Origin of the sequence: Ornithinimicrobium sufpigmenti (assembly GCF_004322775.1) — a bacterium.
In the GTDB taxonomy this organism is placed as follows: Bacteria; Actinomycetota; Actinomycetes; order Actinomycetales; family Dermatophilaceae; genus Ornithinicoccus; species Ornithinicoccus sufpigmenti.
The window spans coordinates 2,241,241-2,261,624 of record NZ_CP036403.1 but is presented as its reverse complement, the minus strand read 5'-3'; the positions used below and the strand labels follow the sequence as shown (position 1 = coordinate 2,261,624).

The window sequence follows — 20,384 nt, the reverse complement described above, 5'->3', positions numbered from 1 at the left end:
CACCGGGACGAACTAGGCTCCCGGCTGTGAAGAAATGGTCGTCTACCGAGGTCCCGTCGCTCCCCGTCGCGCATCCCGGCACGGCGGTCCAGGTGCACGACACCGCACGCGGCGAGACGGTCCCGGTCGGGGAGGGCGACGAGGCGCGGCTGTACGTCTGCGGGATCACCCCGTACGACGCGACGCACATGGGGCACGCCGCGACCTACGTCACCTTCGACCTGCTCCAGCGGGTCTGGCGCGACACGGGCCGTGAGGTCGTCTACGTCCAGAACGTCACCGACATCGACGAGCCGCTGCTCGAGCGGGCGGCGCGCGACGGAGTCCACTGGGAGGACCTGGCGCAGCAGGAGATCGAGCTGTTCTTCCGCGACATGGAGGCGCTACGGGTCCTGCCGCCGGCCCACTACGTCGGTGCCGTCGAGGGCATCCCGGACGACGTGAGCGCGGTGGAGCAGCTGGTAGCAGCGGGCGCGGCATACCCGGTCGACGTGCCGGACACCGAGGCGACGGTGGAGGGGGCCGCCCGCGTCGACCTCTACCTCGACCTGGCCAGCCAACCCACCTTCGGCGACGTCTCGGGCTGGACCCGCGAGGAGATGATGGAGGTCTTCGGCGAGCGCGGCGGCGACCCCGACCGCGCCGGGAAGCGGCAGCCGTTGGACCCGCTGCTCTGGCGCGCGGGGCGGGAGGGCGAGCCGCACTGGGAGGGCGGCAGCCTGGGGCGCGGCCGTCCCGGATGGCACATCGAGTGTTCGACGATCGCGCTGCGCTACCTCGGGCGGGACTTCGACGTCCAGGGCGGCGGGACCGACCTGATCTTCCCGCACCACGAGATGAGCGCGGTGCAGGCGGACGCGATCCATGGCCGGGGTAGCTTCGCCAGGGCCTACGTGCACCAGGCCATGGTCGGCCTGGACGGCGAGAAGATGAGCAAGTCCAAGGGCAACCTGGTGCTCGTCTCAAGGTTGCGCCGGGAAGGGGTCGACCCCATGGCGATCCGGCTGGCGCTCCTCGACCGCCACTACCGCACCCCCTGGGACTGGACCGACGACCTGCTGGCCCGCGCAGAGGAGCGCCTCCGGGTATGGCGTGCTGCTGCTGCTCATCCGACCTCACCTGCCATCTCGGAACCGCCGGACCTGGGGCTGGAGCTGGAGACGGTGGTGCGGATGCGCGAGCGGCTGGCCGGTGACCTGGACGCCCCCGGCGCCCTGGTGGCGGTGGACCGCTGGGCCCAGGAAGCGGACGGGCGCGGAACCGGCCTGGTGCAGGTGGCGGTCGACGCGCTGCTCGGCGTCAGCCTCTGACGGAGAGCTGCTCGGTCGCCAGCCGGACGAGGTCCCGGGCCTGGACCCCTTCCAGGCTCTCGAGCTGACGTGCTCGCGGCATCTGCGGCACCTGGACCGTGTGCGGGACGACGAGCGTCGGGACACCGGCCGCCGTCGCGGACGCAGCCCCCGTGGGCGAGTCCTCCACTGCCACGCAGTCAGCGGGATCCACGCCGAGACGGGCGGCGGCCTCGAGGTAGGGGTCCGGGTACGGCTTGCCCCGCGCCACCTGGTCCCCGGTGATGACAGCGGTGAACGTGCCCTCGGGCAGGTGCTCGACGAGCACCTCCGCCAGAGGCGCCCACGACATGGTCACCAGCGCTGAGGGCACCTCCGCCTCGCTCAGCTCGGTCAGCAGCTCCCGCGCCCCTGGTCGCCAGGGCATGTGCTGCCTGGTCCGTCGCACCACGCCGGCGAGCAGCGCGTGGACGACCTCGTCGACCGTCCCGGTCACCGGCGTGCGGTCGAGGATCATCCGCGCCGAGACCCGCAGGTCCTGGCCGACCAGGTCGTGGGCGTCCTCGTCCGTCCACACCCCGCCTGCCGCCTCGACCAGCGCATACTCCTCGGCGATCCAGTAGGGCTCGGTGTCGACCAGGGTCCCGTCCATGTCCCACAGCACCGCCGCCGGCAGACGGTCAGGCGGGAGGTGAGCGGCAGGAGTCGAGGAGCGGGCACGGGTCACACGACCACTCTAGGTGCAGCGGCGCAACCCTCCGGAGCAGCCGCGATCGGGTCGCGCACCTCCGGAGACGCCGGGCACGAACCTGCGTGGACGCCGTGAACGGTGATGCACTGCCTTCCGCCGATGGTGGACGTAGGGTGGTGCCCACCGGCACCGGCCGGTCCTGAGGGAGGTGCGGATGATCGAGCTGCAGGAGATCGGCGAGCTGCGGGACCCCATCGTGATCGCCGCCTTCGAGGGGTGGAACGACGCAGGGGAGTGCGCCTCCGCCGTCGTCAAGCATCTCGCCGAGGTCTGGGACGCAGAGGTCGTCGCAGCGATCGACCCGGAGGACTTCTACGACTTCCAGGTCAACCGGCCCCAGGTGGCCAACGTCGACGGCCGCCGGATCGTCCGCTGGCCCACCACCCGCATCCTGCTCGCCCGCAACACCCCCGTGGGGCGGGACGTCCTGCTCGTCCTGGGAATCGAACCCTCGGTGCGCTGGCGGACCTTCGCCAACGACCTGCTGTCCTACATCCTGGACCAGGGCACCCAGCTGCTCATCGTCCTCGGTGGCCTGCTCGCCGACGTACCGCATACCCGGCCCATCCCGGTCGGGCTGACCTCCGAGGACGAAGGACTGCTCGAGGGCAACGACGACGTCGAGCGCAGCTCCTACGAGGGGCCCACGGGGATCGTCGGCGTCCTCTCCGACGAGGCCCGGCAGCAGCACCTGCCCACCCTGTCCTGCTGGGCAGCTGTGCCGCACTACGCCGGCGGCGCCCCGTCGCCGAAGGCCTCGCTCGCCCTCCTCGGCCAGCTCGAGGAAATCCTGGACTGCGTGGTGGACGACGCCGCGATCAGCGAGGCCGCGCAGGCGTGGGAGCACGGCGTGGACGAGCTCGCCGACTCCGACGAGGAGGTCGCGGACTACGTCCGGCAGCTCGAAGAGGCCCAGGACACCGCCGACCTGCCGGAGGCGTCCGGCGACGCGATCGCCCGGGAGTTCGAGCGGTACCTGCGGCGACGGGACGACGGGGCAGGCGGGTAGTTCGCCGCAGGTAGGTCGCCGCAGTTAGGTCGCGGCAAGGCGGTGAACCGCGCCGTCGCTACTGCGGGCCGTCCTCGGACGCCGTGACCCGCCCGGCTGCGCGTGGGTCCAGCGCGCGCGTCGCCGCGTCGGGCGGGAGCGGCGGAGGGGTGCCGCCGTAGGCCGGGCACACAGCCTGGTGCGCGCACCAGCGGCAGGCCCAGCTCGTCCGTGGCCGCCAGTCGCCGGTGGTCGCGACCAGCTCGATCGCGTCCCACAGCGCGCGCACCTTGCGCTCCGTCGCGAGCAGCTCGCGCTCGGTCGGGTCGATCCACAGCACGGTCTTGTCCCGCGGGTAGACCAGCTGCAGCCGGGACGGCATGACGCCCCGGCTGCGCCACAGGGCCAGGGCGTAGAACTTCAGTTGGAACAGCGCCCGGCCCTCGAACATCTCGGACGGTGCCCTCCCGGTCTTGTAGTCCACCACCCGCAGCCGCCCGTCGGCAGCCACGTCCAACCGGTCCACGACCCCGCGGATGATCAAACCGTCGAGGTCGGCCTCCACGTAGAGCTCGGTCTCCTCGGGCTCGAGCAGGGTCGGGTCCTCCAGCTCGAACCAGTCCTGCACCAGGCTGTCCGCGGCCTCGACCGTGTCCTTCCTGATCAGGTCGGCCCACTCCGGCGCCTGGTCGAGCAGCCGCTCCCACTCGTCCGGGACGAGCGCGACCGCGGCCTCCACGGTGCGCTCCGGCGCCGGCAGCTCGAAGAGCCGCTCCAGCACCGCGTGCACCAGAGTCCCCCGCGCCGCAGCGGGGCTGACCGGCTCAGGCAGCTGGTCGACGACCCGGAAGCGGTAGAGCAGCGGGCACTGCATGAAGTCGGCGGCCCGCGACGGTGACAGCGCGCGGGCGATCCCATCCCCCACCTCGGGCACGGTCACCCCCGCACCGTCCACGGCCACCTCCAGCTGCATACCTCGAGCGTAACCCGGAGGTCTGACAGGGCTGGGCAGGTCGGCGCAGGCGCATAGGCTACCGACCCATGGACACCACCCCGGGCTGGCGCATCGGCACCCTCTCCGGCATCCCGGTCTACCTGGGTCGCAGCTGGGTGCTCGTCGCCCTGCTGCTGGTCGCCATCTTCGGGCCGACCGTGCAGCGGCTGCTGCCGGACCTGGGCTGGTGGGCGTATGCCGTGGCACTGGCCTTCGCGGTGCTCCTCCTCATCTCGGTGCTGGTGCACGAGGCCGCCCACGCCCTGGTCGCCCAACGCGTGGGTTTCGGGGTCTCGCGTGTCGTCGCCGACTTCTGGGGCGGGCACACCGCGCACGACGGCGCGGGCGGCACCCCGGGACGCAGCGCTGCCGTCGCGGTGGTCGGTCCGCTCTCCAACGCCCTCCTGGCCCTGCTCGGCTGGTGGGCGGTGGCCGCGCTGGCCAGCGGCTCCGGGGCGCAGCTGCTGCTGCCCGGGTCGGGCACGGGAGTCCTGGTGCTGCTCACCTATGCCTTCGCGTGGGCCAACACCTTCGTGGCCATCTTCAACCTCATCCCGTGCCTGCCCCTGGACGGGGGCTTCCTGCTGGAGGCGCTGGTCTGGCGGTTGTCCGGCAACCGGCACCTGGGCACGCTGGTCGCGGGCTGGGCCGGGCGCCTGCTGGTGGTGCTGGTGGTCATCTGGGGCCTGTCCCCGGTGCTGGCGGGGGAGCGGGTCGACCTGCTGCGGATCTTCTGGGTCCTGCTCATCGGCGGATTCATGTGGCAGGGGGCCAGCCAGGCCATCCGCAGCGGCCGGCACGGCGCGGCGGCCTCCAGACGCACCGTCGGGGAAGCCGCGCATCCCGTCGGCGTGGTGGGCGCCCGGTCCACGCTCGCGTCGGTGCCCTGGCAGGAGCAGCGGCTCTGGGTGGTGCTGGACGGCCAGGGCAGACCGGACGGTGTGGTGGACCCGCCGAGCCTGCAACGGGTCCCGCGGGCCGCCTGGCCCGACACCACCGCGTCGGCGGTCGCGATCCGGCTGCCGCAGGGGTGGGCGGTCCCGCTGGCCCCCGAGACCCGCCTGGACGCCGTGATCGAGGTGATGCGCGCGACCGGCAGCGGCGTCATCGGGCTCCTCGACGAGCACGGTCACCCCTGGGGCGTCGTGGTGGCGGACGACCTCGTGCCGTCCCGCTCGTAGACTGTCCCGGTGACCCAGCCCACCGGAGCCGACCTTCGGCGCGGGCCCTTCCGGCCCGGCGACCGCGTGCAACTGACCGACCCCAAGGGGCGGCTGCACACCATCACCCTCGAGGCGGGCAGGAACTTCCACACCCACCGCGGGCACATCCGGCACGATGACCTCATCGGCGCCCCCGACGCCACGGTGGTGCGCCACACCTCCGGCGCGGACTACCTGGCCCTGCGTCCCCTGCTGTCCGACTACGTGCTGTCGATGCCGCGCGGCGCCCAGGTCGTCTACCCCAAGGACGCCGGGCAGATCGTCACCTACGCCGACATCTTCCCCGGGGCCACGGTCGTCGAGGCCGGGGTCGGGTCCGGGGCGCTGTCGCTGTCCCTGCTGCGCGCGGTCGGGGACGGCGGCCGGCTGCTGTCCTTCGAGCGGCGCGAGGACTTCGCGGACATCGCCAGGGCCAACGCCCGCGCCTTCTTCGGGCAGGACCACCCGGCCTGGACGGTCACCGTCGGTGACCTGGTCGACGCCCTGCCGGAAGCCGTCGAGCCCGGCACGGTCGACCGGGTCGTGCTCGACATGCTCGCCCCCTGGGACTGCCTGGACGTGGTCGGCGACGCCCTCGTGCCCGGCGGCGTCCTGATCTGCTACGTCGCCACCACGACCCAGCTCTCCCGCGTCGCCGAGACCGCCCGCCGCAACGGCGGGTGGACCGAGCCGCAGGCGTGGGAGTCGCTGGTGCGCGGATGGCACCTCGAGGGCCTGTCCGTGCGGCCCGAGCACCGGATGCACGGACACACCGGTTTTCTCATCACCCTGCGCCGGCTCGCGCCCGACACCGAGGCCCCGCTGCGCAAGCGCAGGCCGGCACCGGGCGCCTACGGCGAGGACTACACGCCGGTGGAGGACGAGGAGTGGAGCGCCGAGGACCTGGGGGAGCGGCCCGTCTCGGCCAAGCGCCTGCGGCGCACCCGCCGGGACGCGGAGGCCACCGCGGCCCAACGCCTTGAGCCCGGAACGGACCACGGCACGGACCGCGGCACAAGGTTCGGTCCAGACCCCGGCACAGGGCCGGGTGCTGAGCCGGGTGCGGACGACTTGACCGAGTCTTGAACGACCTGACCGTGACCTGACCAAACCCTGACCGACTCTTGACCTGAACTTGACCTGCGGGTCCGGGGCGGAGGCTACGGTCGAGGGACCCCGGCACCGCGCGCCGTCCCTGCTGTCGATCCCCGGGCGCCCTCCCATGCTGTCCTGGTGGGGCGGCGTCGCGCTGCCCTCTCGCAAAGGAGCATCCGTGCAACGTCGCACCCCCCTTCTTGCCGCAGCGCTCGGCATACCGATCTCGATGGCCATGCTCGTCCCAGGCGGCGCGGTGGCCCTTCCGCAGCAGGAGCAGCCCGAGGAGCGCGCGTCCTCCTCGAGCGCCTTCTTCCAGACCGAGCCGAGCGCTGACGCGCCGGACCAGATCGCCTTCGACTTCCTGCGGCTCAAGGCGACCGACTACGGCGTGTCGGCCGCGGACCTGGCCGACCTGCAGGTCATGTCCCAGCACGCCTCGGACCACAACGGCGTGACCTACGTCAACGTCGTGCAGCACTACCAGGGCCGTGAGGTCCTGGGCGGTGTCGCCACGGTCAGCGTCACGAAGGACGGCGTCGTCCTGCACGTGGCCGAGAACCTCGCGGGCGGCCTGCGGGAGGCCTCGGGCCGGGCGTCCCTGGATGCCCCGGCCGCCCTCGACGCCGCCGCCAAGGAAGTCGACCTGGAACCGGCCGGCGCCCGGGTCGTCTCCCAGAGCAGGGACGCGTCGCGGGCGACCACGCTGTCCGGCGCCGGCATCGCCGAGGAGGAGATCCCCGCCCGTCTGGTCTGGCAGCCGACCGAGGACGGGCTGCGGCTGGCCTGGGAGGTCGTCATCGACGACGAGGACTCCGCCCACGTATGGCAGGTCACCGTCGATGCCCAGACCGGCACGCCTCTCGTCGTCGAGGACTGGACCGACCACGACCATGCCGGTCACCTGCACGGCCTGGCCCGCGACCCGATGGCCTTCGACGCTGCGCACCCGCACCGACTGCCCGCGAGCGTCACCGACCCGGACGAGTACGGCACCCCGACGCCGGTCCAGGACGGCTCCAGCTACCGCGTCTTCGCCTTCCCCAAGGAGAGCCCGAACGACGGCGACCGCTCCGTGGTGACCAACCCGGCCGACGCCGTCGGCTCGCCGTTCGGCTGGCACGACACCGACGGGGTGCCCGGTCCCGAGCACACGACGACCCGCGGCAACAACGTGCACGCCTACACCGACCGGGACAACAACGGTGTGCCGGACCCGGGCAGCGACCCCGACGGCGGAGACGGGCTCTCCTTCGACTTCCCGCTGGACCTGGGCGAGCACGCGATCAACTACGCGGACTCGGCGGTCACCAACCTCTTCTACGCCAACAACGTCATCCACGACGTCCTCTACCGCTACGGCTTCGACGAGGCGGCCGGCAACTTCCAGGTGACCAACTACACCGGCGAGGGCGTCGGCGGCGACGACGTACGGGCCGAGGCGATGGACGGCGGCGGCGTCAACAACGCCAACTTCTCCACCCCGGCCCAGGACGGCGGCCGCCCGCGGATGCAGATGTACCTGTGGCCCGGCGCCCAGTTCGGCATGCCGAACGGTGTCACCGTTGGCACCGGCGGTGACGCGACGACCTACGACGCGAACTTCGCCATGTTCACGCCGGCCCCGACCAACGCCGGCCTCCCGGGGAGCCCGGTCGTCGTCGACGAGACCTGCCTGCCCTTCGAGGCACCGGGTGCCATCGTGGTGACCGCGCGCACCGCCGCGTGCGCGCCGTACACGCAGGTCCGCAACGCGGAGGGAGGCGGAGCGCTGGCCGTCGTGATCAGCCACGACGCCGCCACCCCCGAGGGTGGGACGGCCCCCCGGCTGTCCGGCTCGATGACCGAGCCGGTGGGCATCCCCGCGGTCTCGATCACCCAGGAGGACGGTGAGGCGCTGCGCGCCCAGGTCGCCGCCGGCGCCACCTCGGCGTCGGTGCACAAGATGGCCTCCCACCCCGGCATCCGGGACGGTGACTACGAGAACGGCATCATCATCCACGAGTACGGCCACGGTGTCTCCAACCGGCTGACCGGCGGCACGAACATCAACTGCCTGTCCGGGCAGGAGCAGATGGGTGAGGGCTGGAGCGACTACCTGGCCATCACCATGCTCATGGACCCGACCGTGGACCGGCCGGAGGAGGCCCGCGGCATGGGCCCCTACGCCCTGTTCCAGGACGACCGCTCCGGCGGCGGCATCCGGCCCCGGCCCTACTCGCGCAACATGGAGATCCAGCCGTTCACCTACGACCGGATCAAGACCGGCGGATGGCTCGAGGGCGCCAGCCTGGCCACGCCCCACGGCGTCGGCCACGCATGGGCCGCGACGCTGTGGGACCTCAACTGGGACCTGGTGGACAAGCACGGCTTCACCCCGAACCTGTACACGGAGTGGGACACCGCGGGCAACACCCGCGCGCTGCAGTACGTCATGGACGGCATGAAGATGCAGGGCTGCTTCCCGGGCTTCATCGACGGCCGTAACGGCATCCTGGCCGCGACCGAAGCCCTGGACGGCGAGGACACCTGCAACGTCTGGTCCACCTTCGCCCGTCGCGGTCTGGGCTACAGCGCGGTGCAGGGAACCTCGGCCAACCGCAACGACAACGTCGAGGCCTTCGACGTGCCCCCGGCGTGCGAGGCCCCCGGCACCGGCTTCGTCAGCCCCCTGTCCAACACGGAGCTGAACACCATCAAGGCCGGCAGCACCACCCCGGTCCGGTTCAACCTCGCCGGCTACCGGGGCGAGGACCCGCTGCGGGCCGCCCACTCGCCGATGATCCAGGAGATCGACTGCGACACGCGCGAGCCGCTGCAGTACGCGATCTCGGTGCCTACCGAGACGACCGGCAACCGCGGGCTGAGCTACAGCCGGGGCCAGGACCGCTACCAGTACAACTGGAAGCCGTCCGCCGCCCTCGGCGGCAGCTGCCAGCAGATGATCATCACCCTGGAGGACGGCACGCAGCACCGCGCCGACTTCCGTCTCCGGTGATCAGCACCTCGTCACGCTGAGGCGTCACCCGGCCCCGTCCCGCCACCCGGCGGGACGGGGCCTCGTGCTGTCGGCCGGGCCGGGACCGCTGCCGCTCAGTCCTCGACCGTCGCGACGAACTGGAGCCGCTCGCCGTCCGGTCCTTCCACGGTGATGGTGGTCTCGCCGGTCGCGTGGGCGAGCAGCGTGTACTCCGCGTACCCGGGGTCGGCGAAGTGATCGACGGGGACCAGCTCCAGGACGGTCGGGTCGGCCACCTCGGCGACGGCGTCCTGCCACGGGGGAGTCAGGTGCAAGGAGGCCTCGTCGCCGGGGGCCAGCCGCAGCTCGGCCCCTGTGTCGTCGGGGGTCAGCACCTCACGCGGGCCCAGCGGGCGGGCCACGTCGTCGGGCGTGCTGGTGTCATCCGGGCGGGTGCCGTCCGTGGTGTCTTCCGTGCTGTCTTCCGGAGTGTCTTCCGTGGTCTCTTCCGTGCTCGTCGGGTCCGGGCTCTGGTCCACGGTGCCTCCTGCGGTGCCGTCGGGGGTGCCGCCCGGTGCTCCCGGTCCCTCGCCGCACCCGGACAGCAGCGCGGCGGCGAGGATCCCGGCCAAGATCCCGGCGGTGAGGGCGGCCGGAGGACGGAACTGGCGGCGGCGCGTCATACCCTGGGAATCTACCCGCCCACCTGGAGGAGCACGGTGACCTTGTCGTCGCAGTCCACGAGCCCCGGCTCGTCCCCCCGCGAGCGCCACCTGCAGCAGCAGGTGCAGACGCTCACCGCACGGCTGACCGAGCTCAAGGCGCACAGCGACCAGCTCGGCACCACCCTGCAGTCGGCCCGCGACCAAATCCTCGGCCTGCGGGAGGACCTGGACGCACTCGCCAGCCCGCCGCTCAGCATCGCCCAGGTGGTCGGGCTGGTCGGTGACGGCACGGTCGACGTGACCGTCTCCGGCCGGCGGATCCGCACCCGCATCTCCTCCGAGGTCGACACCGACGAGCTGCGGCCGGGCCGCGAGGTCCTGCTCAACGAGGCCCAGTCCGTGGTCGCGGTGGGCGACTACGAGCGCGCCGGCGACGTCGTCGTCTGCAAGGAGCTGCTCGGGTCCGACCGGGTGGTCGTCCTGGTCCGCGGCGAGGACGAGCGGGTATGCCGCCGCGCCGGCTCCCTGCGCGACGAGCCGGTGCGGGCGGGGGACGCGCTTCTGCTGGACCCGCGCACCGGGTTCGTCACCGAGCGGATCCCGCGCCCCGAGGTCGCCGAGCTGGTGCTGGAGGAGGTGCCGGACATCTCCTACGACGACATCGGCGGGCTGTCCGGCCAGATCGAGCAGATCCAGGACGCCGTCGAGCTGCCCTTCCTGCACGCCGAGCTCTACGCCTCCCACCAGCTGCGGCCGCCCAAGGGCGTGCTGCTCTACGGCCCGCCGGGGTGCGGCAAGACCCTCATCGCCAAGGCCGTCGCCGCCTCGCTCGCGAGGCAGGCCGCGCAGCGACGCGGCGAGGAGAACCCGCGCAGCTACTTCCTCAACATCAAGGGCCCCGAGCTGCTGAACAAGTACGTCGGCGAGACCGAGCGGCACATACGCCTCATCTTCCAGCGCGCGCGGGAGAAGTCGGCCGCCGGTGACCCCGTGGTGGTCTTCTTCGACGAGATGGAGTCGCTCTTCCGCACCCGCGGCTCCGGTGTCTCCTCCGACGTCGAGACCACGATCGTGCCGCAGCTGCTGGCCGAGATCGACGGCGTCGAGCGGCTGGACAACGTCATCGTCATCGGCGCCTCCAACCGTGAGGACATGATCGACCCGGCGATCCTGCGGCCGGGCCGGCTGGACGTGAAGATCAAGATCGAGCGCCCCGACGCCGAGGCCGCCCGCGACATCTTCGGCAAGTACCTCACGCCGGACGTGCCGCTGCATACCTCCGAGCTCGCCCGGCACGCCGGCGACCGCCAGGCGACCGTGGACGCGCTGATGGACGGCGTGGTGGGACGGATGTATGCCGTCACCCCCGAGAACGCCTTCCTGGAGGTCACCTACGCCGGCGGCGACCGGGAGGTCCTCTACTTCAAGGACTTCGCCTCCGGTGCGATGATCCACAACATCGTGGACCGGGCCAAGAAGCTGGCGATCAAGGACCTGCTCACCACCGGTGAGGAGGGGCTGCGCGAGAGTCACCTGGAGCGGGCCTACCTCGACGAGTTCAAGGAGAACGAGGACCTGCCCAACACCACCAACCCCGACGACTGGGCGCGGATCTCGGGCCGCAAGGGCGAGCGGATCACCTACATCCGGACCCTCGTCGGCGACAGCTCCGGCACCCACCCCGGCCGGTCCGTGGACCCCGACGCCCGGGGCACCGGCCACTACCTCTAGCCAAGCCTGGGTCTGCGGTAGCCCGGTGTCGCCATCGCGACACCGGGCTACCGCAGTGTCGGCGAGCGGGCTGCCGCGCGCTCGTGTCGAGCCGCCCGCCCCTTTGCTGCGGCTGCGGCTGCGGTGGCGATACTGGCGGGCTAGGCGCCGATGCCGAGGAAGGACGCGCCGGTGACGGTGAGGGCTGCGGCAGCCACGCCCCAGGCCACGGTCCCGGCGCTGATCCACAGGAAGGCCGCCCGCGCGCTGACGCCTACGGCGACTGCGGCGAGCGCCGCGACCTGGGTGCCGAGGACGATCGGTCCGAGGACGGCCAGGCCCGGCATGCCCCACCGGTTCATCACCCGGTCGATGCGCTCGCGGCGGCGGTCGCGTCGGCGCACCGCCTCGCGGGACTCGTCGGCCACGCCGGCCTCGTCGCCTGTCAGCGGTTCCTGGCCGGCCGCCCGGTTTCCCTCGCGCCGCGCTCGTCTCCGCGCCCACCAGTCCCGCGCCCGCTGCCCGTAGACCGCCGCCAGCCAGACCGTGAGCAGGTTGCCGGCCAGGGCCGCGAGCACGGCCGGCAGCACCGGCAGGCCGCCCAGGATGCCCGCCGGGATCACGATCACGGCCTCCAGCCAGGGGAACGCCCCGCCGAGGAAGACGCCGCCCAGCAGGGCCCAGTCGCCCGCGGTCACCGGGTCGTCCGGGCAGACCGGGTCGTCCGGGCAGGCTGGGCCGTCACGGCCCGCGGGCGGATGACCAGCGTCTCCACCGCGCGCCAGCCGAGCAGACCGCCGAGCAGCACCCCGGTGGCGACCAGGACGAAGGCGGTCGCGGTGCCCTCGCCGGTGAGCCAGCGCAGCACCATACCGAGGACGATGGCGCAGAAGGCGACGACCACGCCGTCCAGCCACCACCGTCGAACGCCCTGGGGGAGCCGGAGCAGGCAGAGCCAGCCCACGGCCGTCCCGAAGACGAACGGCCACGCCGTGGCGAGCACCCCCATCACGCCGAGCTCGAGATCGTGACTGGCCCGCCCGAGCGCGGCGAAGACGATGACGACGAGCAGGTCGAGGCCGAGGGCGTGCTTGGTCATACCAGCATGGTCGCACGCCCTACACTTGGTGAACATGCGTTCACCCCATGCGGAGGCGGCCCGGCCCAGCCCCTCCACCGGCCTCGTCATCACCGTGCTGGCGCTGTGCGGCACCCTGGTCTCCCTGCAGCAGACCCTCGTCCTGCCGCTCCTGCCCGACTTCCCAGAGATCCTGGACACCACCAGCGACAACGCCTCCTGGCTGGTCACCATCACCCTGCTCACCGCCGCGGTGGGCACCCCGATCGTCTCCCGCCTGGCCGACATGTTCGGCAAGCGGCTGATGCTCATCGTGTGCATGTGGGCGGTGATCGTCGGCTCGGTGGTCGCGGCGCTGTCCGACACCCTCTTCACCGTCATCCTGGGGCGCGGCCTCACCGGGCTGGGGGCCTGCCTGGTCCCGGTGGGCATCAGCATCATGCGCGACCACCTGCCGGCCGACCGCGTCGGCTCGGGCGTCGCGCTGATGTCGGCCACGCTCGGCATCGGGGGAGCGGTCGGGATGCCGCTGGCCGGCGTCATCTACGAGAGCTGGGACTGGCACACCCTGTTCTACGTCTCGGGCGGCTTCGCGCTGATCATGCTCGTCGCGGTGCACCTGGTCGTGCCGGAGTCGACGGTCAAGACCCGGGGCCGCTTCGACTACACCGGGGCGCTGCTGCTCTCCGTCGCGCTGACCTGCTTCCTGCTCGCGGTGAGCAAGGCCGGCACCTGGGGCTGGTTCTCCCCGCTGACGCTCACGCTGCTCGCGGTCGCCGCGCTGGTGCTGGCGGCCTGGGTGCCGTGGGAGCTGCGGGTCGGCCAGCCGCTGGTCGACATCCGCACCTCGATCCGGCGCACCGTGCTGCTTACCAACGCCGCGTCGGTCCTCGTCGGCTTCGCGATGTTCGTCAACTTCCTCACCTCCGCCCAGCAGGTGCAGATGCCCGTGGACACCGGCTACGGCTTCGGGATGTCGGTGACGGCTACCGGCCTTGCGCTGCTGCCAGCCGGCATCCTCATGGTGGCGATGTCACCCGTGGCGGCGGCGCTGATCCGCCGCTACGGCCCGCGGGCGATCCTCATCGCCGGTGCGCTGATCATCGCGGTCGGTTTCATCAGCCGCGCGCTCCTGTACGGCTCGGTGCTGGAGGTCATGGTGACCTCCGGCGTCGCCTCCCTCGGCACCGCGCTGGCCTTCGCGGCGATGCCGACGCTCATCATGCGGGCGGTCCCGATCACCGAGACCGCCTCGGCCAACGGCCTCAACACCCTGCTGCGCTCGATCGGCACCTCCTCCGCCTCGGCCATGGTGGCGGCCGTCTTCGCCGCCTCGATGATGCAGACCAACAGCGGCCAGATGGCGCCCTCGTTCAGCGCCTACCAGCTGGTCTTCTGGGCCGGCGCCGCCGCCGCGCTCGGTGGCGGTCTCATCGCCGCCTTCATCCGCCGGCCGGTGCGGGTGCGCGAGGAGCCGGGTAGCGCCCGCGAGGTGCGGGGGCCGGCCGGCGAGCGCGCGCAGGTCAAGCACGAGGGCGAGCTGCCCGAGGTGCTCGTGCGCGGCCGGGTCGTCGGTCCTCAGGGCCGCCCGCTGCGGCAGGCCGTCGCCACCGTCCTGCACCCCGACGGCCGGCACGTGGACTGGAGCCGCACCGACAACGACGGCCGGTACGTCCTCGCGCTGCCCGAGACGGGACGGTACCTGCTCGTGGTGTCGGCGGACGGCTGGGGGCCCCAGTCCACCCTGTGCGACCTGGACGCCGGGGAGACCGACCCGATCACGATGACCCGCCGGCTGCTGCTCTCCGGCCACGTGCTGGACGACGGCAGGCCGCTGGGCGGGGTGCTGGTCTCGCTCATCCGTCACTCGGGGGAGTACGTCGCCACCACGCACGCCGACGGGACCGGTGCCTACGAGATCGGGCTGCCCCCGCCCGGGCGCTATGTGCTCACGGTGGTCGACCACGCCTCCGGGCGCACCCGCTCCCGCGCTGTCAATGTGTTCTCCTCCTCGACGTCCCTCGACATCGACATCGAGACCGGTATCCCGCGGCCGGTCGAGCGGACGGCCCCGGAGGTCGCCGGCATCGCTGCGAGCCCCGAGAGTCGCGAGAGCCCCGAGACCGCACGGAACGGCCAGGACCGCGTGCTCCCGGTGCCCACCGGAGGACCTCGTGAGCAGTGAGGAGCAGGTCCTGCGCGAGGCGCGGCGGCTCTTCGGGGAGCGCGGGTATGCCGCGGTGACGATCCGTGAGGTGGCCCGGCGGGCCGGGGTGTCACCGGCGCTGGTGATGAAGATCGCCGGCACCAAGGAGCATCTCTACGCCCTGGCCACCCCCTCCGAGCCCGCGCCGCTGCCGGAGGGCGTACCCCTGGACGGGCTGGGGGAGAAGCTGGTCAGCCGCATGCTCGACCGCCGGGACGAGGACGCCGCGGAGCCGTGGCTGCGCGCGCTCTTCCTCATCCAGGACGCCCCGGACCCGGCGACGGCCCGTGCCGACTTCCGCCACCGTTTCCTCGGCCGGTTCGAGACAACAACGGAGGAGGACCGGCGCCACGCCGACCAGGTGGCCTGCATGCTCATCGGCCTGGCGGCCGGGCTGCGTTCCTTCGGGCTGCTCGCGCCGGGCACCGCCGACCAGGCGGCGGTCGTGCGGGAGTACGGCGGCCTGATCCAGAGCCTGCTGGACCGGATGGCAGTATCGAGGTCATGAGCGTGCGCCGGGTGATGGGGATCGAGACCGAGTTCGGGATCACCAGCACCCAGGTGGACCGGCGGGGGACGCCCCTGTCCCCGATGCTGCTGTCCGCGCAGGTGGTGCGGGCCTACGTCGCCGGCTCCGCGCCGGGCGACGCGCTCCCGACGGGGGCCGGCTGGGACTACGCCGACGAGACCCCGTTGCGCGACGCCCGCGGCTTCGAGATGGCCCGTGCGCTGGCGGACCGGTCCCAGCTGACCGACATCGAGGACCCGACGATCGCCAACACCGTGCTGGCCAACGGTGCCCGGTTCTACGTCGACCACGCCCACCCGGAGTACTCCGCCCCCGAGGTCACCTCACCGCTGGCGGCCGTCCGTTTCGACCGGGCCGGGGAGCTGGTCGTCCGCCGGGCCCTGGAGACGCTGGCCGCCGACGGCCAGGACGTGCGCCTCTACAAGAACAACGTCGACGGCAAGGGCGCCTCCTACGGCACCCACGAGAACTACCTCGTCCCGCGCTCGGTGCCCTTCGACCGCCTGGCCGGTCTGCTCATCCCCTTCCTCGTCGCCCGCCCGGTCATCGCCGGCGCCGGCAGGGTGGGGCTGGGCCAGGCCAGCGAGACCCCGGGCTTCCAGCTCTCCCAGCGGGCCGACTACCTCGAGGCGGAGGTCGGCCTGGAGACGACCCTGCGCCGGCCGATCGTCAACACCCGCGACGAGCCGCACGCCACCCCGCACCTGCACCGCCGCCTGCACGTCATCGTCGGCGACGCGACCATGGCCGACGTCACCACCTACCTGGCGATGGGCTCGCTCTCCCTGGTGCTGCGGGTGATCGAGACCCACCCCGAGCTGCTGGAGGGTATGGCGCTCGTCCGCCCCGTCCCGTCCGCCCAGGTGATCTCGCACGACCCCACCCTGCGGGCCACGGTGCCGCTGGCCGACGGCCGGGAGCTGACCGGGCTGGATCTCGTCGAGGCGCACCTGCAGGCGGTCGAGCAGGCGCGCGACCTGGCGCTGGCGTCCGGTGACGAGCGATGGGCGGAGGAGCCGGGAGAGGGAGCCACGTCGGGCGGCACAGGCGACCGCCGGACCGACGCGCAGAGCGATCCTGCGACGGACACCGCCCACGTGCTCGTGCGCTGGCGGCAGGTGGTCGACGCCCTGCGCCGCGACCCGGCCGAGGCGGCCGGGCAGGTCGAATGGGTCGCCAAGCACAGCCTCCTCACCCGCTTCCGTGACCGTGCCGGCGTGGGCTGGGACGACCCCAGGCTGGCCGCCATGGACATCCAGTGGCACGACGTGGACCCGGCCAGAGGACTGGCCCAGAAGCTGCGCGCGGCCGGGCACCTGGAGCGGATGGTCACCGACGAGGAGATCGTCACCGCGGTCACCTCGCCCCCGGAGGACACCCGCGCCTGGTTCCGCGGCGAGTGCGTCCGCCGCTTCGGGCCGCAGGGGGAGATGCGCGGGGCCTCGTGGGACTCGGTGACGCTGCTGGACGAGCGCCGGCACGCCCGCCGGGTCCGGATCGACGAGCCCACCTCCGGCAGCCGGGCCCAGATCGAGCCGCTGCTGGCACGGCATACCCGCACGGCCACCCTGCTGGACGAGCTGGCCAGCGAGGACGTCTGACCCACCCGATCGCTCTCCGCAGAGCTGGCCGCAGGATGAGAGGATCGGGTCATGTCACAGCAGCAGTTCGACCGTCGCCGCGACGACGCCGGGGGCGAGACCCCCGAGCCGGAGGCCCCGCCCACCGCACCTGCGGCGCAGACCCAGGAGCGCGACGCCGCGCTGGACTCCCTGCTCGACGAGATCGACGGGGTGCTGGAGAAGAACGCCTCGGAGTTCGTGCACGGCTTCGTGCAGAAGGGCGGGCAGTAGCCCTCCATGGACCGGCGCATCTTCGGGCTGGAGACCGAGTTCGGGGTCAACGCCACCTTCCGCACCGGCGGCCGGCTCAGCCCCGAGGAGGTGGCCCGCTACCTGTTCCGCAAGGTGGTGGCCTGGGGCCGCTCCTCCAACGTCTTCCTGGCCAACGGCTCCCGGCTCTACCTCGACGTCGGGTCGCACCCCGAGTACGCCACCGCAGAGTGCGCCGACCTGCTGGACCTGGTCGCGCACGACCGGGCCGGTGAGCTGGTCGTCCAGGACCTGGCCGAGGACGCCGAGCGACGGCTGGCCGAGGAGGACATGGACGCCAGCGTCTACGTCCTGAAGAACAACGTCGACTCGCGCGGCAACTCCTACGGCTCGCACGAGAACTACCTCATCGAGCGGACCGGGCGGCTGGAGCGGATCACCGACACCCTGGTCCCCTTCCTGGTCACCCGCCAGCTGGTCACCGGCGCCGGGCGGCTGCACGTGGTGGGGGAGCGGGCCACCTACCTGGTCTCCCAGCGGGCCGACCACATGTGGGAGGGGCTGTCCTCGGCGACCACCCGGTCCCGGCCGATCATCAACACCCGCGACGAGCCGCACGCCGACCCCGAGCGGTACCGCCGACTGCACGTCATCGTCGGCGACTCGACGATGAGCCAGACCACCACGCTCCTGCGCGCGGGCACCACCGACCTGGTGCTGCGGATGCTCGAGGCGGGCACGATCGTCCCGGACTTCGCCCTGGCCAGCCCGGTCCAGGCGATCCGGGACATCAGCCGGGACCCGACCGGTCGGGTGGCCGTGCCGCTCGCGTCCGGGGGCACGATCACCGCGCTGGGTATGCAGTCCACCCTCCTGGAGCTGGCGCGGCGCCACGCGCAGGGAGCAGGGATCGCGGACCGAAGCCCGCACCGGGAGGTGCTGGAGCTGTGGGAGCGCGGCCTGCACGCAGTCGAGAGCGACCAGCTGCACCTGGTCGACACCGAGATCGAGTGGGTGATGAAAAGGCGGCTGCTGGCTGAGTACGCCGACAAGCACGGCCTGGCCCCGCACGACGAGCGGCTGCAGCAGCTGGACCTGGTCTGGCACGACGTGCACCCGCAGCGCGGACTGGTCCGGCTGCTGGAGCGCTCCGGCCGCGCCCGGACCGTGGTGTCGCAGGAGCGCATCGCCCAGGCGATGGTGACGCCGCCGCAGACGCGGGCCAAGCTGCGTGGTGACTTCGTCCGCGCCGCCCAGGACCACCGCCGCGACTTCTCCGTGGACTGGGTGCACCTGAAGCTCAACGACGCCGCCCAGCGCACCGTGGTCTGCAAGGACCCGTTCGCTGCCGTCGACGCCCGCGTCGACCAGCTCCTCGAGCACATCCGCACCGCCGGCCAGCCCGGCGCGCCGCGCGGCGTGTGACCAGGGGGCCCGGCACCCCATACCAGGGGACTGGCGACCGCCCGCTCCCGGCGGGGCACTCACACACAACGCCCAGACGCACCGGTTAGGCTAGTCCGGTTTGAGTCCCCCAGAAGCAAAGGACGCGCGCGTGCGCTCACCCCGACTCCGGTTCCTCGCGGCTGCTGCCGCGCCGCTGGCCTTCCTGGCCGTGGCTGCCTGCAGCCCGGACTCCGACGGTGCCGACGGCCCCTCCACCACCTCGTCGCCCGACGACGCGGCCGCCACCTCGGCCGGCCCGTCGGACGACCTGAGCGACGTCGCGGTCGAGCAGCAGGACGGCGTGCCCGTCCTGAACTGGCACGGCGAGCCGCTGGCCGAGGGCGACCTGCCGTTCGTCACCCACGAGACGCAGTCCGAGCAGCTGCAGGCCGGCGACGGCGAGGAGGTCGGCGCCGAGCACGACGTGCAGGTCCGCTACCTCGCGGTCAACGGCACCACCGGTGAGGAGATCGTCAGCACCTTCGGCACCGACGAGACGGTCACCCTCGACCTGACCGACGAGACCCTGCTCCCCGCGTTCCGCGACAACCTCCCGGGCACCAGCGAGGGCGAGAGCGTGCTCATGGCGCTGCCGGCGGAGGACGCCTTCGGCGAGCTCGGCAACGAGCAGCTCGGGGTCGGTCCGGAGGACACGCTGCTGTTCTACATGGAGATCCTCGACTCCTACCCCGTCGCCGGCGAGCCGGTCGAGCCGGTCGAGGGCCTGCCGACCGTCGAGTCGGACGGCGAGACGCCGGCGGTCATCGACGTCGACGGCGTCGAGGCCCCCGACGAGCTCGTCGTCCAGCCCCTGGTCCAGGGGCAAGGTGCCGAGGTGGAGGAGGGACAGATGGTCTTCGTCCACTACACCGGTGTGAAGCTGTCCGACGGCGAGCAGTTCGACACCTCCTACAACCGCGGGCAGCCGTTCAACTTCCAGGTCGGCAGCGGCCAGGTCATCGAGGGGTGGGACCAGGGCCTGATCGGGCAGAACGTCCGCTCCCAGGTGCTGCTCGTCATCCCGGCCGAGCAGGCCTACGGCGAGCTGCCCGAGGAGACCGACAGCACCACCGCGCAGCCGGCCCACGAGCTCGCCGGCGAGGACCTCGTCTTCGTGGTCGACATCATCGCCGCGTACTGACCGGCCCACACCCCCACCACCTACCCACCCATAGAGCAGGAGAACCCCAGCCATGACCGACTCCCCGTTCGGCCGCGTGCAGAAGGCCAAGCCCGAGATCGACTTCCCCGGCGAGACCCCGCCCAGCGAGCTGGTCATCGAGGACATCGAGGTCGGCAAGGGCGCCGAGGCCACGGCCGGTGCGCAGATCTCGGCCCACTACGTCGGCGTGGCCTGGTCCACCGGCGAGGAGTTCGACGCGTCCTGGAACCGCGGCGAGCCGCTGGCTTTCACCGTCGGTGTCGGCCAGGTCATCCAGGGCTGGGACCAGGGCCTGCTCGGCATGAAGGTCGGGGGCCGGCGCAAGATCACCATCCCGCCGCACCTGGGCTACGGCGACCGCGGCGCAGGCGGTGCGATCAAGGGCGGCGAGACGCTGATCTTCGTGGTCGACCTGATGGACGTGCGCTGACCGGCTGACCGCCCGGCGCTACCCGGCGCTGCGCAAACCTGCGCCCCC

General features: G+C 72.4%; 18 protein-coding genes. 13 read left to right on the top strand and 5 right to left on the bottom strand.

Annotated elements, in window-relative coordinates; genetic code table 11:
• Positions 1 to 26: 26 nt before the first annotated feature.
• The gene (gene mshC / locus ESZ52_RS10330; RefSeq protein ID WP_131104872.1) at positions 27 to 1,310 is read left to right on the top strand and encodes a cysteine--1-D-myo-inosityl 2-amino-2-deoxy-alpha-D-glucopyranoside ligase; all 1,284 of its coding nucleotides are present in this window, start codon (positions 27 to 29) and stop codon (positions 1,308 to 1,310) included.
• Here mshC and ESZ52_RS10325 read toward each other — a convergent pair.
• Positions 1,300 to 2,016, bottom strand: coding sequence for an HAD family hydrolase (locus ESZ52_RS10325; protein ID WP_238154564.1), 717 nt, complete (start codon positions 2,014 to 2,016; stop codon positions 1,300 to 1,302). The genes mshC and ESZ52_RS10325 overlap by 11 nt on opposite strands.
• A 178-nt stretch (positions 2,017 to 2,194) precedes the next feature.
• Here ESZ52_RS10325 and ESZ52_RS10320 point away from each other — a divergent pair, with 178 nt between their 5' ends.
• Positions 2,195 to 3,049, top strand: coding sequence for a PAC2 family protein (locus tag ESZ52_RS10320; RefSeq protein ID WP_131104871.1), 855 nt, complete (start codon positions 2,195 to 2,197; stop codon positions 3,047 to 3,049).
• A gap of 58 nt (positions 3,050 to 3,107) precedes the next feature.
• Here ESZ52_RS10320 and ESZ52_RS10315 read toward each other — a convergent pair whose 3' ends face one another.
• Positions 3,108 to 4,001 (bottom strand): RecB family exonuclease, encoded by an 894-nt coding sequence (locus ESZ52_RS10315; RefSeq protein WP_131104870.1) that lies wholly within the window; start codon positions 3,999 to 4,001, stop codon positions 3,108 to 3,110.
• 68 nt (positions 4,002 to 4,069) lie between these two features.
• Between ESZ52_RS10315 and ESZ52_RS10310 the strand changes: the two genes are divergently transcribed.
• From ESZ52_RS10310 to ESZ52_RS10300, 3 genes are all read left to right on the top strand, one after another.
• The gene (locus ESZ52_RS10310) at positions 4,070 to 5,203 is read left to right on the top strand and encodes a site-2 protease family protein (protein ID WP_131104869.1); all 1,134 of its coding nucleotides are present in this window, start codon (positions 4,070 to 4,072) and stop codon (positions 5,201 to 5,203) included.
• A 9-nt stretch (positions 5,204 to 5,212) separates the two neighbouring features.
• Complete coding sequence (locus ESZ52_RS10305) at positions 5,213 to 6,310, top strand: tRNA (adenine-N1)-methyltransferase (protein WP_131104868.1); 1,098 nt, start codon at positions 5,213 to 5,215, stop codon at positions 6,308 to 6,310.
• A 187-nt stretch (positions 6,311 to 6,497) separates the two neighbouring features.
• Complete coding sequence (locus ESZ52_RS10300) at positions 6,498 to 9,317, top strand: M36 family metallopeptidase (protein ID WP_202865319.1); 2,820 nt, start codon at positions 6,498 to 6,500, stop codon at positions 9,315 to 9,317.
• Positions 9,318 to 9,412: 95 nt separating this feature from the next.
• On the opposite strand, the gene ESZ52_RS19285 is transcribed toward ESZ52_RS10300, so the two are convergent.
• Positions 9,413 to 9,961, bottom strand: a complete 549-nt coding sequence (locus ESZ52_RS19285) for a hypothetical protein (RefSeq protein WP_181010016.1) — start codon at positions 9,959 to 9,961, stop codon at positions 9,413 to 9,415.
• A gap of 36 nt (positions 9,962 to 9,997) precedes the next feature.
• On the opposite strand from ESZ52_RS19285, the gene arc reads away from it, so the two are divergent.
• Positions 9,998 to 11,674, top strand: a complete 1,677-nt coding sequence (gene arc, locus ESZ52_RS10290; protein WP_425600009.1) for a proteasome ATPase — start codon at positions 9,998 to 10,000, stop codon at positions 11,672 to 11,674.
• 140 nt (positions 11,675 to 11,814) lie between these two features.
• Here arc and ESZ52_RS10285 read toward each other — a convergent pair whose 3' ends face one another.
• Positions 11,815 to 12,351, bottom strand: a complete 537-nt coding sequence (locus ESZ52_RS10285) for a small multi-drug export protein (RefSeq protein ID WP_131104866.1) — start codon at positions 12,349 to 12,351, stop codon at positions 11,815 to 11,817.
• Positions 12,348 to 12,752 (bottom strand): DUF3054 domain-containing protein, encoded by a 405-nt coding sequence (locus ESZ52_RS10280; RefSeq protein WP_238154565.1) that lies wholly within the window; start codon positions 12,750 to 12,752, stop codon positions 12,348 to 12,350. Before ESZ52_RS10280 ends, ESZ52_RS10285 begins: the two co-directional genes overlap by 4 nt.
• Positions 12,753 to 12,786: 34 nt before the next feature.
• Here ESZ52_RS10280 and ESZ52_RS10275 point away from each other — a divergent pair, with 34 nt between their 5' ends.
• From ESZ52_RS10275 to ESZ52_RS10245, 7 genes are all read left to right on the top strand, one after another.
• Positions 12,787 to 14,916 (top strand): MFS transporter, encoded by a 2,130-nt coding sequence (locus ESZ52_RS10275; protein WP_131104864.1) that lies wholly within the window; start codon positions 12,787 to 12,789, stop codon positions 14,914 to 14,916.
• Positions 14,906 to 15,445: a TetR/AcrR family transcriptional regulator gene (locus ESZ52_RS10270; protein WP_181010000.1), complete on the top strand. Its 540-nt coding sequence runs from the start codon at positions 14,906 to 14,908 to the stop codon at positions 15,443 to 15,445. Before ESZ52_RS10275 ends, ESZ52_RS10270 begins: the two co-directional genes overlap by 11 nt.
• Positions 15,442 to 17,067 (top strand): depupylase/deamidase Dop, encoded by a 1,626-nt coding sequence (gene dop / locus ESZ52_RS10265; protein ID WP_131104862.1) that lies wholly within the window; start codon positions 15,442 to 15,444, stop codon positions 17,065 to 17,067. The genes ESZ52_RS10270 and dop overlap by 4 nt, the downstream gene beginning before the upstream one ends.
• A gap of 51 nt (positions 17,068 to 17,118) precedes the next feature.
• Positions 17,119 to 17,319 carry a ubiquitin-like protein Pup gene (locus ESZ52_RS10260; RefSeq protein ID WP_131104861.1) on the top strand — a complete coding sequence of 67 codons (201 nt, stop codon included), beginning with the start codon at positions 17,119 to 17,121 and terminating at the stop codon, positions 17,317 to 17,319.
• Between the two features lie 6 nt (positions 17,320 to 17,325).
• A complete protein-coding gene (gene pafA, locus ESZ52_RS10255) occupies positions 17,326 to 18,723 on the top strand; it encodes a Pup--protein ligase (protein ID WP_131104860.1) in 1,398 nt (465 codons plus the stop codon).
• A 130-nt stretch (positions 18,724 to 18,853) separates the two neighbouring features.
• On the top strand, positions 18,854 to 19,885 hold the full coding sequence (locus ESZ52_RS10250; RefSeq protein WP_131104859.1) for an FKBP-type peptidyl-prolyl cis-trans isomerase: 1,032 nt from the start codon (positions 18,854 to 18,856) through the stop codon (positions 19,883 to 19,885).
• A 52-nt stretch (positions 19,886 to 19,937) separates the two neighbouring features.
• Positions 19,938 to 20,336, top strand: a complete 399-nt coding sequence (locus ESZ52_RS10245) for an FKBP-type peptidyl-prolyl cis-trans isomerase (protein ID WP_131104858.1) — start codon at positions 19,938 to 19,940, stop codon at positions 20,334 to 20,336.
• Positions 20,337 to 20,384: the final 48 nt, after the last annotated feature.